This is a genomic window from Chryseobacterium sp. T20 (assembly GCF_047345655.1).
In the GTDB taxonomy this organism is placed as follows: Bacteria; Bacteroidota; Bacteroidia; order Flavobacteriales; family Weeksellaceae; genus Chryseobacterium.
Genome location: NZ_JBLFDU010000003.1, coordinates 321,255 through 334,073 on the forward strand (window position 1 = coordinate 321,255; position 12,819 = coordinate 334,073).

The 12,819-nt window shown below is 39.4% G+C and carries 7 protein-coding genes; all 7 read right to left on the reverse strand.

Annotated features, from left to right (window positions below):
* Position 1 precedes the first annotated feature (1 nt).
* Positions 2 to 2,284, reverse strand: a complete 2,283-nt coding sequence (locus tag ACMA47_RS09990) for a GH92 family glycosyl hydrolase (protein ID WP_413929669.1) — start codon at positions 2,282 to 2,284, stop codon at positions 2 to 4.
* Between the two features lie 21 nt (positions 2,285 to 2,305).
* Positions 2,306 to 3,166 carry an ROK family protein gene (locus tag ACMA47_RS09995; RefSeq protein WP_413929670.1) on the reverse strand — a complete coding sequence of 287 codons (861 nt, stop codon included), beginning with the start codon at positions 3,164 to 3,166 and terminating at the stop codon, positions 2,306 to 2,308.
* Between the two features lie 130 nt (positions 3,167 to 3,296).
* Positions 3,297 to 5,705 (reverse strand): endo-beta-N-acetylglucosaminidase H, encoded by a 2,409-nt coding sequence (locus ACMA47_RS10000; RefSeq protein WP_413929671.1) that lies wholly within the window; start codon positions 5,703 to 5,705, stop codon positions 3,297 to 3,299.
* Positions 5,706 to 5,763: 58 nt separating this feature from the next.
* Entirely contained in the window at positions 5,764 to 7,914 is a 2,151-nt protein-coding gene (locus ACMA47_RS10005) for an endo-beta-N-acetylglucosaminidase H (RefSeq protein ID WP_413929672.1), read from the reverse strand.
* A 110-nt stretch (positions 7,915 to 8,024) separates the two neighbouring features.
* A complete protein-coding gene (locus ACMA47_RS10010; protein WP_120232475.1) occupies positions 8,025 to 9,452 on the reverse strand; it encodes a glycoside hydrolase family 125 protein in 1,428 nt (475 codons plus the stop codon).
* 31 nt (positions 9,453 to 9,483) lie between these two features.
* Positions 9,484 to 11,715 (reverse strand): GH92 family glycosyl hydrolase, encoded by a 2,232-nt coding sequence (locus ACMA47_RS10015; protein WP_413929673.1) that lies wholly within the window; start codon positions 11,713 to 11,715, stop codon positions 9,484 to 9,486.
* Between the two features lie 116 nt (positions 11,716 to 11,831).
* Complete coding sequence (locus ACMA47_RS10020; protein ID WP_047376309.1) at positions 11,832 to 12,803, reverse strand: glycoside hydrolase family 130 protein; 972 nt, start codon at positions 12,801 to 12,803, stop codon at positions 11,832 to 11,834.
* Between the last annotated feature and the right edge of the window lie 16 nt (positions 12,804 to 12,819).

Here is a 12,819-nt window from a genome sequence, read left to right on the forward strand (position 1 = left end):
TTTATTTATTTGATTCTTCTTTTGACATTGAATAAGGAAAATCTTTTTCCTGTGAACCTCTTTCTTTATTGGGCTTGCTGTCCATTTTAAAGTCTAAAACAGCTCCCTTCATCAGTTCTGTATGGCTCAGCCAGTTTTTGGAATAAGATTGTTGGTTTACATTCAATGATTTTACATATAGATTTTCTGCGTTGTTTTCCGGAGCTTTTATTTCAATTTTCTTACCATTCTCCAAATGGATGGTAGCTTCTTTAAATAATGGTGCTCCCAACACGTATTGATCCGTTGCCGGTGTTACCGGATAAAACCCTAGAGCGGAGAAAATATACCACGCTGAAGTCTGTCCGTTATCTTCGTCACCGCAATATCCGTCCGGAGTTGCATGATATAATTTATTCATCACCTGTCTAGCCCAATATTGTGTTTTGTAAGGTGCTCCTGCATAGTTGTACAGATAAATCATGTGCTGGATAGGCTGGTTTCCGTGCGCATACTGCCCCATATTCATGATTTGCATTTCTCTGATCTCGTGGATCACTCCTCCATAATAACTGTCATCAAAAACCGGAGGCAATGAAAATACTTCATCTAATTTGGCTTCAAATTTCTTTTTTCCACCCATCAGTTCTGCCAAACCATCAATGTCCTGGAAAACCGACCATGTGTAATGCCAGCTGTTTCCTTCCGTGAAAGCATCTCCCCATTTGAAAGGATTGAAAGGTTTCTGGAAATTGCCATCTTTATTTTTACCACGCATTAAGCCTGTTTCCTTATCAAATACATTTTTGTAATTATAAGCTCTTTTCTTGTAGATATCAATCTCAGAAGCAGGTTTCCCCAATGCTTTTCCTAACTGATAAATCGAGAAGTCGTCATAAGCATACTCTAATGTTCTTGCTGCATTTTCATTGATCTTTACATCGTAAGGCACATAGCCTAATCTATTGTAATATTCTACGCCTGCACGGCCTACCGCTTCTATAGGCCCTTCGTTATTCGCTCCATGTTTTACAGCCTGCCAAAGCGCTTCCGTATCATATCCGCGAAGTCCTTTGATGTAAGCATCTGCGACTACGGATGCAGAATTATTTCCAATCATAATATCAGAATATCCCGGACTGCTCCACTCCGGTAAGAAGCCACCTTCTTTGTAAGCATTGGCCAGTCCTTCCTGCATTTCTACATTAATGCTTGGATACACAAGATTCAGGAAAGGGTACAATGCGCGGAAAGTATCCCAAAAACCGGTTCCTGCAAACATTCTTCCGTCAACAATTTTCCCGTTGTAAGGACTCCAGTGTTTTATTTTGTTTTGAGCATCAATCTCATATAACTTTTGCGGGAAGAATAAAGTTCTGTATAAAGAAGAATAAAAGGTTCTCAGCTGTTGATCAGTCCCTCCTTTTACCTCTATTTTTCCTAAAGTTTTATTCCAGATATTTTTAGCATCGGTTTTTACCTGTTCAAAATTTCTGTTTCCGATTTCTCTTTTAAGATTCAGTTCGGCCTGTTCAAAGCTGATGAATGAAGAGGCTACTTTTGCATACACCGTTTCTTTATTTTTAAGCTTAAATCCTACTACAGCTCCGGTGTGATCACTGGTAATTTCTAACTGATCATTCACCAGTTTATCGTCTTTCCAGGTTTTTGTCAGTTCAAAATCTTTATCAAACTGAATAACGAAGTAGTTTTTAAAGTTCTCATATTTCCCGGTAGAATATCTCGTTGTATATCCCAGGATTTTTCTTTCTTTTGGTAAAATCTTGATGTAAGAGCCTTTATTCAAGGCATCAACCACTACGTAGGCGCTGTCAGTTTTTGGAAAATCAAATTTAAAATAAGAAGCTCTTTCAGTAGGTGTAAATTCTGTTGTGACGTTGATGTCAGCAAGATAAACACTATAAAAGTAAGGCGTGGTCACCTCAGCTTTATGGCTGAACCAGCTTGCTCTTTCGTCTTCTTTAAACTTCACTTTTCCCACTCCGGGCATAATGGCAAATGCGCCATAATCGTTCATCCAGGGAGAGGGCTGGTGGGTTTGTTTAAATCCTTTTATTTTATCTGCATCGTAGGTATATGCCCATCCATCGCCCATTTTACCGGTCTGTGGTGTCCAGATATTCATTCCCCAAGGAAGTCCGACTGCCGGATAAGTATTTCCATTGGATAATGAAGGTTTGGATTGTGTTCCCATCAAAGGATTCACATAATCTACGGGAGATACATTCTGACCTAAAGCCCAGGCCTGTAATAACAGTAAGCAAGTAGAAAATATAAACTTCATTGTATCTTTTCGTTTGTTAATTTATATACGCTTTTTTAATGCATAGCTGGCAGCTCCAAGAATGGCCGCATCTTCAAATATAGCAGAAATTTTAACCTGCAAGTTAATATTATTCTTTGTTAAATTCTGAATAAATCTTTGTTCAAAATAAGGATAAGCCTTGGCAATATTCCCTCCTATAACTAAAACCTTCGGTTTGTAATGGTCTACATATCTGATAATAAACTCAGAAAAGGCGTCTGCATACTCATCAAACATTCGGGTCTGTATTTCTGCAGGTTTGTCCAGAAGATCTTTCGTTCCTGAGATTTCTTCTCCGGTCAGTTCTTTATAATGATTCACAAACCAGCGAGTCGCCAGATAGTCTTCACTGATGGAATTTCTGAAAGGAGAATCCCATAAGTCTTCATCGGTAGTAAATTCTCCATTGAAGAAGGTAGTTCCCAATCCTGTTCCAAGAGTCACTCCAAAAGCACTGTTGAAACCTTGGGCACATCCTCCGAATACTTCTCCTTCCATAAAAGCAGCTGCATCATTTACAAAATGAATCTGCTCCTGAGAAATACTGAGTCTTTTTGCCATTTCTTCTTTAATATTGACCTGATAGATATCAATAAATTTTCCCTGCTGCATTAGGGATATCCCGTTTTCATAATCGAAAGGTCCGGGCATTGCGATACCGATTAAAAGATCTTCTTTTACCAGATCATGAGCCACCTTATTAATGGCTGAAACCCAAGCGTTGAAAATAACTTCTTTATTTTCGAAAGCATCTACATGTTCTCTTACATAGGTTGATGAAATGATTTCACGTTTTCCCGGATCTACCTGAGCCAGCGTGATGTGCGACCCTCCGATATCAATTCCTACTATATTCTGCATTATTTTTTATTTTAAATTCAAGTCCTTCCTGTGACTGAAAAAACAGACAAACAGAAGTATTCCTCTGTCTGTCTGCTTTGTATTTTCAGACTCTATTTCATTAGTACGGTAACTATTTCATTATCTGAATTTACTTCACGATAATTTTACCGGTTGATATTACTTTACTGTTCGCAGATGTAATCTTGTAAATATAAGTACCACTGATTAAATCCTGCGTATTCACTGCGTTATTATTTTGATTAATATTCTGTTTTTTGAACAATTTTCCTGAGGCATCATACAATGCTACTTCAGTTGCCGAATTATCTCTGATGGCAAAATGAATATCATTTCCTCGTTTCACAGGATTTGGATAAACTGCACTGTTATCTTTAACTGATTCTATATCTTTTACCGCAAGAGATGCTGCACAGGCAACGTCTGTTCTCCAGTTCGCATCTGTCATATTAATCAGGGTAGCAAAATGAGTATTTGTTGTTGCATCTAATGCTCCTGAACCACTTCCTTCATCCATTTTCCAGTTCGCTTCAAGACCTGTAGAGTTAGAAGGTACATTACAGCTGTTACTTAAAATTTCCTGCGGCGTTAATGCTTTTTTCCAAACTCTGAATTCATCCAAGAAACCATTGATTGTACGGGAATTGTCATAATTTCTTCCCAGATAAAGAATTCCGTTTGCTGTAAAGTTACCCGTTACTGCAAAGCTGGCATCCAAGTTACCATTCACATAGATCTTCATGGCAGCACCATCATAAGTAGCTGCAATATGATACCATGTATTGGTGTTGAATGCGGTATTTGTATTCAATTTTACCTGTGATGAACCGAAACTTAATATAAACTGAAGTTTGTTATTTGCCAGGTTTCCATCTCCGAATCTAAGCATTGCTGAGTTATTATCACCTACTTCAACGCCCATTACTGATGAGATGTAAGGGAAAGCCGATTTAAATGAATTTACTTTTACCCAACCTTCAAAGGTCACCGCGTTTCCACTCAGATTAAATTGTCCTGCGTTAAGATAATGGGTACTTCCGTTGAAAGCAAGAGATCTTGCACCCGGACTTGTAACCGGAGCAAAACCACTGTTGAATGATCCTTCTCCTGAATAAGTACTTGTAGTTCCTCCTGTACATGATGCCTGTACCTTCCATACATAGGCTGTATTAGGAGTAAGATTTTGTAATGAATAAGAATTGGTGCTAACATTCTGGATTTCAGTCCAGGTTGTGGCAGCAGCCGTTTTATACTGCAGGGTATATGAAGTTGCATTTCCGGCATCCCATGATAACTGAGCCGTATTACCAAGGAAACTTCCGGAAGTCAATCCTGATGGCGTAGTGCAGCCACTTCCGGAGTTAAACCTTGGTGCAAAAATATAAGTACTTGTTAATGTCGGTGAACAGTTAGACTGAATTCTCCAATCGTAATTGGTATTCAGAGTAAGATTGTTGATAACAATATTATTTCCTGAATAATTATTGGCAACGTTTGTCCATACTGTTGAATTAGCTGGTTTATAGTCAATATTATAAGACTGGGAAGCATTGGAAGTCCAGTTCAGTTGAGCAGAAGTTCCTGTCACATTGGAAATATCAAGTCCCAATGGCGGATCACAGGCTTGTCCCTGAGACCATGAGTATAATTGACCACTTAAGAGTGTATTTTCATTGTAAAGAATATTGGATCCAGTACTCAGATAGCTGGCAACATTGGTTCCCGGCAGATCGTACCACATAAATACACCATATTGATCATTCTTTGTGCTGGTCGCTAAGCTTGCCAGTGTAGTGGCAGATGTAGAGCTTGGATTGGAATTTTGTATCCAGGTTGCAGCTGCAGAGATTTTGGATTTATCAAGAGGAGGAACAACAGGGGCATTGTAAGTACTGTACATGGCGTTCCATGTATAGTTGATATAATTTCCTGCTAAATCTCCATTATACGTTTGTCTGGTTGTTGCCGGACCGTAGTAGTAGAATGTAATCAGTTTATCCGGCATTGCCGCTTTCAGTTCCTGTAAAAGCATTACAAAAGAACTGTTATTAGGCTGTCCCGTTCCGTTATTTCCGTATCCTGCGTATTCATCATCAAGGTCTACTCCATCCAGACCGTAAGTGTAAACGGTATGAGCAACCTGTAGAGCGAAATCTTTTGCTGCTTCACGGTTTGGAAAATTAGAAATTCCGGCTCCCTGGTGGTTTCCCAGAAGGTCAAGCAATACCTTGATTCCTTTTTGCTGTAAGGGTTTTACATAAGTATTAACATCGTTCAGAACTTTGGTAACGTTATTATTGTTTGAGATATAAGCACGGCTTTTGGAAACATCATAGTTGATATTCGCTGCAAAAATAATAGCTACATCAAAAAGCTGTCTGTTGGTATTCTGCAACGTATAGGAACCCGCATTCAACGGATTATTGTTATTCACCTCTACATAGCAGACTCCTAAGGGATTAAGCTGCTGTGCTTTGAGCAACGGGGCACACTGAAGCATCAGGGCCATTAAGGGAATAAAAAAGGATTTTTTTCTCATAGTCTATCAATTTTGTAGTAGAAAAATCATTGGGCCGAAGCCCAATGACTGAGTTTTATTATTTTACAATTAGTTTTTCGGATTGTTTTAGGCTTCCATCGTGAGATTCAAACTGGATGATGTAGTTTCCTGAGGAAATTCTGCTCAATTCATATTGATTGTCTCCTGAATTCAATGATTTTGTATCTACGATTCTTCCGTTAAAATCATAAACCGTTAATTTTCCTTTGCTGTATTCATCCGGAACAGAAACTGTCAATGATGAAGATTTACTTACCGGATTAGGATATAACTTTATTTGATTTTTAATGCTTGTCTCTCCTGCACTGATCGCCTTTTGCCCTGCAGTTCTTGCTAATGCTGAACTTCCTGTTGTACATGGTACATCTGTTCCCCAGTTAGAAGAATCAACACCTGTCAACGTTAGACTCACTCCGTTTCCTGAAGTATCCTGAACGGTAGAGCCACTTCCTTCGTTAAATTTCCAATAAGCAGCCAGTGAAGTGGCCGGAACAGATACATTACACATATTCTGACTGATTTCTGTTTGGCTCAATGCACGTTTCCAAACTCTTACCTCATCTATTTTTCCATTGAAGTTTCTTGATGTGTTGTATAAATATCCCACGTTGAATGCACCTGTTGAATTCACACTTCCGGTTTGTGCTTTAGTTGCATCCAGAACTCCATTGATGTACAATTTCATATTGGATCCATCGTAAGTAGCTGCCACGTGATACCATGTATTGGCATTCAACGCCGTTGCGGAAGCAAGTTTCTGCTGAACGTTATTAATACTTACCACAAACTGAAGTTTATTATTCGCCAGACTGGCATCTCCTAATCGTAAGAATGCAGAATTGCTGTCGCTTACCTCCGTTCCCATGATAGAGGAAATATATGGAGAAGCCGATTTGAATGACGAAGGTTTGATCCATCCTTCAAAAGATAGTGCAGAACCGCTCAAAGTAAGATTTCCTGCTGCTCCAGATTCAGTGCTTCCATCTAAAGACAATGCATAAGAACCTGTAAGCGTTGTTCCTGAAGTACTTGTAAATCTTGGGGCAAACATATAAGCGCTTTTCACGCTGCAATTTGTTCTTATTCTCCAGTCATATTCGGTGTTAGCTGTTAATCCGGAGACCGTTACGGAAGTAGAACTTGTAGCTGAAACCGCATTCGTCCAGGTTGTTGAAGAAGCGGGTTTATAATCAATATCATAAGTATTGGTTCCTACGGCTGACCAGTTTAGTTTTGCACTTGTTCCTGTAAGGTTGCTTGTGTACAATCCGATTGGTGCATCACAATTGGTTCCTTGTGTCCATGATTGTAAAGTACCGCTTAAAACAGTTGGTTCTCCGTATAACGTCTGAGTTCCTGCTGAGAGTTGTGATGCTTCATTAGTTCCATGTAAATCATACCACATGAATACTCCGTAGCCCCCAGTTTTAGTTTGGCTAGCTAAACTGGTAGTTGTAGAATTGGAAGTATTTCCCATCCAAACGGCAGCCGGAGATATTTGTGCTTTGGTAAGAGGAGGAACATTGGGAGCAGAGAATGTTCCGTACATGGCATTCCAACTGTAATTGACATTATCTCCTACTCTGGCTCCATTCCAGGAAAGTCTTGAAGCGGCAGGACCATAATAATAAAACGAAATAATTTTATTCGGTAATAAGGCTCTGAGCTCCTGAACAAGCATTACGAAAGAGCTGTCATTAGGCTGCCCTGTTCCGTTGTTCCCATATTCTGAATATTCATCATCAAAATCAATTCCATCAAGACCATAGGTATTCACTGTATTGGCCAACTGTAATGCAAAGTCTTTTGCGGCTTCACGGGTAGGAAAATTACAGATCCCCGCCCCCTGGTGATTTCCCAGAATAGTCAGTACTACTTTCATTCCTTTTTGCTGAAGTGGCTTTATGTAGGTATCTGCATTGGTAAGAACCTTGGTAACATTGTTATTAGAATACAGATAAGCTCTTCCACGGCTGGTATCATAATTAATATTGGCCGCAAAAATATTCACAACATTGAACAGGTAGCTGTTCGATGTCTGCAGTTTGTACGCTCCTGCATTCAGGAGGTTGTTGTTATTCACTTCAACATAGCAAATTCCTGTAGGACTAAGCTGTTGTGCGTTAATCAGAGAACCAGACTGAAGCATCATGGCAATCAGTGCGGTAAAGATGGATTTTTTTTTCATTGTATAATTTTTTTAAGGTGTTTTTGGTGTGTGAATTTTATATAGCATTCCCCTGACACCTTCTTTTTCGGGAAGGAATCTCAGATGAATAAGCCATATAAAAGGGTGGGCTATGTCAGTAGCTCAGGGTTTTCATTAAAGGTTTTCCATAACAATTCGCCAAACAGGGTATTGGCCCATGCAAACCATTCTCTGGTGAACTTTTTGGAGTCGTCTTTATGGAAGGATTCATGCATAAAGCCTGTTCCTCCGTGCGTTTTCTGCAAGGTATCTATACACCATCTGATCTCACTTTTATCTTTGGTAGTAAGTGCCTTCATTATGATACTCATTGGCCAGATCATGTCAAGTCCGATATGTGGACCTCCTATTCCTTCTGCCAGCTTACCTTTGAAGAAGAACGGGTTGTTTTCTGACCACACAAATTTTCTTGTATTCAAATACACGGGGTCATCAGCTTTCACCGCATCCAGATAAGGTAATCCTAACAAACTTGGACAGTTCGCATCATCCATCAGGTTATAACTTCCGAAGCCATTTACTTCAAAAGCATATATTTTTCCAAATTCAGGATGATTGTAAATTCCGTATTTTTTAATGGCTGTTTCTACCTCATCAGCAAGGCTGTTCAGTTGTTGAGCCAATGTTTTTTCATTTTTAATCTGAGCAACCATTTCCGCTGCCTGACGTAAGCTTACCACTGCAAATAAGTTAGAAGGGATCAGGAATCCGTAAATAGTAGCATCATCACTTGGACGGAACATGGAGCTGATCAGTCCTACCGGTTTCGTTGGATAACCATATCCTCCCATAGGAACTCCGTCTGTAGCCCACGCTGTGGTACGTTCAAATTTGTAAGGTCCAAGATCATGTTTTCTCTGCTGTTCTGTAAAGGTCTGCAGGGTAAGTTTAATTCCTTTCAGCCAATTGGCATCAAAAGGTTTTGTATCTCCTGTGGTTTTCCAGAAGTGGTATGCCAGACGGATAGGATAGCAAAGCGAGTCAATTTCCCATTTTCTTTCATGTGTTCCCGGTTTCATATCGGTGTGGTCATATTCTTTCCATTTACTGATCTTCTGATCATCATTATAGAAAGCATTGGCATAAGGATCTTTAAGGATGAAAGTAGTCTGTTTGTGGATTACTCCTGAGATCAGCTTATGAAGTTTTTCATCTTTTTTTGAGAATTGCAGATAAGGGAAAACCTGTGCGGAACTGTCACGAAGCCACATGGCATCAATATCCCCAGTGATCACATAGGTATCCGGTGTTCCGCCGGTTTCCGTATAGTAAACAGTAGTATCTAATGTATTCGGGAAACAGTTTTCAAAAAGCCAGCTCAGCTCTTTGTTTTTTACTTTCTTTTTAAACGCAGCAATAGCACTTTCTACGGATTCGCTGGTAAAATGTCTTTTATCTTTAGGAACACGGACAACAGGAAAGTCATCCAGTACTAAATTTTTAGCAAAAACATTTTGAGTAAACAGCAATCCGGCGCCTGCCAGTGCACTTGTTTTAATAAAATTTCTCCTTTCCATTGATACTTTGTTTCGTTTATTTTTATTAGTCTTATTTTACAGGTTTGCTCCCCATTACGAATCTCAATTCACCACCGTTCATGATATCGCTGTGGTTCAGCTCCCAGCTTTTGTACTCTTTTCCGTTCAGGAACATTTTCTGTACGTAGATATTCTTGTCAGATATTTTGTCTGCAATCACGGTGAAAGTTTTCCCGTTCTCCAATTTTAAAGAAGCTTTTGGGAATTGTGGTGCTCCGATGGCATAAACAGGTTTCCCTGGTGTCACAGGATAGAATCCTAATGATGAGAAGATATACCATGCTGACATTTGACCGCAGTCTTCATTGTTAACAATTCCATCCGGTTTAGCGGCGTACATATTGTCACGGATATATTTTACCATTTTCTGAGTCTTATAAGGACTTCCTGCATAATTGTACAGGTATGGAACATGATGACCAGGCTCATCTCCGAATCCTAAAGATCCGATAAATCCTGAAATATCTACATGCTGCTCTCCTTCCATATGAAGCGCTTCTGTAAAGGTTTTATCCAGTTTTTCTTCAAATCCTTTTTTCCCTCCGTACAGATTCATCATTTCATCAATCTGATGAGGAACAAAGAAGTCATACGCCCAGATGTTTCCGGAAACCCAGTGTGGCTGCAGTTTTTTCCAGTCGTTAAGGGTAAAATCTGCTAAGAATTTTCCGTCTTTCTGTCTTGGCCAGAAATGATTGTTTTCTTTATTGAAGGTATTCAGGAAGTTCATAGAACGTTTTTTATACACTTCTGATTCTTCTTTTTTACCTAATTTTTCAGCAAGCTGTTGAATACACCAGTCGTCATATGAATATTCTAATGTTGCAGAAACCGAAGCTCCGTTTTCTGATGGAGTGTAGCCTAATTTGATATAATCATTAAGACCTCCGCCACCATCACTGCTGCTCATTTTATCTGTTAAAGAAGCATCTTTCATTGCAGCAAATGCTTTTTCAGCATCAATACCCGGAACTCCTTTTGAAATGGCATCCCAGATTACCGAAGCACTGTGATAGCCCAGCATACAGAAGTTATCATATCCGCAAAGCTCCCAGATTGGCATATGATCTTTACGATCTGTATATCTGCTGATCAAAGAGTTGGCAAATTCTTTTGTATGTTTCTGATCCATAATAGTCAATAATGGATGTGTTGCTCTGAACCCGTCCCAGTAAGAATAGGTACTGTAGTTGGTAAACCATTTGGTATTCATATTTTCCTGAGCGGCAACATAATCTCCATTCACGTCCATGTATAGGTTGGGTGCAATGAATGTATGGTAAACACCAGTATAGAAAATTTTTCTCTGGCTGTCTGTTCCTCCTGTCACCTGGAATCTTCCGATCAGGTCTCTCCAGGTTTTTTGTGCTGTTTCTTTTGCTTGTGCAAAGTTTATATTTTTAGCTTCAGTATCGAAGTTTTCCTGTGCATTTTCTGTACTCACCGGAGATAAAGATACTTTTACTTCAATGCTTTCCTGATCTTCAGTTGAGAATCTTACAAAGGCTTTAGCATCCTTGGCAAGGGCAATTTTTTCATCATTTTTGATTTTTCCGTCAGCATACACGCCGTAAGACTTAAACGGTTTGGAAAACTCCATCACGAAGTAAGCAAATCGTTTACCTCCCCAGCCGTTGCTGTAGCAGTATCCTTTGATTTTATTATTGCCTTCCACACTTACTAAAGTATGGTAGATATTTCCGAAGATCTTATTAGTAGGATCAATAATGATATTGGCTTCACTACTTTTCGGGAAAGTATATTTATGAAATCCGACTCTTGGGGAAGCGGTAAGCTCTGCTTTAATTCCATAGCTGTCAAGCATTACAGAATAATATCCAGGAGAGGCAATTTCTTTATCATGCGTAAATTTTGAACGGTACCCTGTTTCAGGGTTTTCTTCAGATCCCGGCACCATTTTTACCTGTCCCACTGTAGGCATTACCAGAATATCTCCAAGGTCTGCCCATCCTGTTCCACTCAGATGGTTATGGCTAAATCCCATGATCGTTTTGCTGCTGTAGTGGTATCCGGAACACCAGTCCCAGTCGCCACTTTTTGTATTCTGATCCGGACTCAGCTGTATCATTCCAAATGGTGTAGTTGCCCCTGGAAACGTATGCCCATGTCCTCCTGTGCCTATGAAAGGATCTACCCAGGATAAAACATCATTTTTATTTTGTTGGGCATTGGCTACAGAAATCAGGGTGGTAAAAAAGCAGATTAGCAGTTCTTTTTTCATGATAAGAGAGGTATCGGAGATTTTTTTGTTTAAAAATAGGAAAACCATTATAAAATTCCCAGAAAATGGAAAAATTAAGATGATTAACCTATTTTCCTAAACTTTATATTACTGTATTAAATTGAATTCTTTTTCATAAAATCAATGATTTCTGAAATATATCCAAAGGCAATCGCAACTACGGTATCAGCAGCACCGTAATATACTGTTACTTTGTCTCCCTCAGTTAATGCTGCACAAGGGAAAACCACATTCGGTACATCTCCTGTCAGTTCATACAATTCTGCTGGCGCCAATAGATAAGGTTTCGTTCTGTACAATACTTTTGTAGGATCTTCAAGATCAAGCAAAGCTGCTCCCATTGAATATCTGAATCCTCTACAGGTATTGATCACGCCATGATAGAAAAGTAACCATCCTTCTTCTGTTTTGATAGGAACCGGCCCTCCTCCGATTTTTGTACACTGCCATGCACTGTCTTCGAAAGGTGTTACTTTCATCACGCAACGGTGTTCACCCCAGTATTTCATATCAGGGCTGTAGCTGATATAAATATCACCGAAAGGCGTATGTCCGTTATCACTCGGACGGCTCAACATAGCATATTTACCATTGATTTTTTCAGGGAACAAAACTCCGTTTCTGTTGAATGGAAGAAAGGCATTTTCACACTGAAAAAATTCTTTAAAATCAAAAGTATATCCAATTCCGATGGTAGGACCATTGTATCCGTTGCACCATGTGATCCAGTAGCGGTCTTCTATGAAGGTTACGCGGGGATCATATTTATAATCGGATTCAATCATATCCGTATTTCCTGCCTGCATTTCAATAGGGTCATGATTGATGTCCCAATTGATTCCATCTTTACTGAAACCAGCAAAAATATTCATCTGTACTGCCTTGTTGTCACAACGGAAGACTCCGGCAAATCCATCCTCAAAAGGAATCACGGCACTGTTGAATATACTGTTGGATGTTGGTATCGCGTATCTGTTAATGATCGGGTTTTCGGAAAACCTCCACATGATATCATTGCAACCTTCCGGGCGATCCTGCCAAGGGATCATTACTGATTGAGCTGTCATAAAGTATTTTTTACTT

Coding starts and splice junctions, on each gene's coding strand:
- ACMA47_RS09995 (WP_413929670.1), bottom strand. CDS start 3,166: ATGCAGAATATAGTAGGAATTGATATCGGAGGGTCGCACATCACGCTG.
- ACMA47_RS10005 (WP_413929672.1), bottom strand. CDS start 7,914: ATGAAAAAAAAATCCATCTTTACCGCACTGATTGCCATGATGCTTCAG.
- ACMA47_RS10010 (WP_120232475.1), bottom strand. CDS start 9,452: ATGGAAAGGAGAAATTTTATTAAAACAAGTGCACTGGCAGGCGCCGGA.
- ACMA47_RS10015 (WP_413929673.1), bottom strand. CDS start 11,715: ATGAAAAAAGAACTGCTAATCTGCTTTTTTACCACCCTGATTTCTGTA.
- ACMA47_RS10020 (WP_047376309.1), bottom strand. CDS start 12,803: ATGACAGCTCAATCAGTAATGATCCCTTGGCAGGATCGCCCGGAAGGT.
- ACMA47_RS10000 (WP_413929671.1), bottom strand. CDS start 5,705: ATGAGAAAAAAATCCTTTTTTATTCCCTTAATGGCCCTGATGCTTCAG.
- ACMA47_RS09990 (WP_413929669.1), bottom strand. CDS start 2,284: ATGAAGTTTATATTTTCTACTTGCTTACTGTTATTACAGGCCTGGGCT.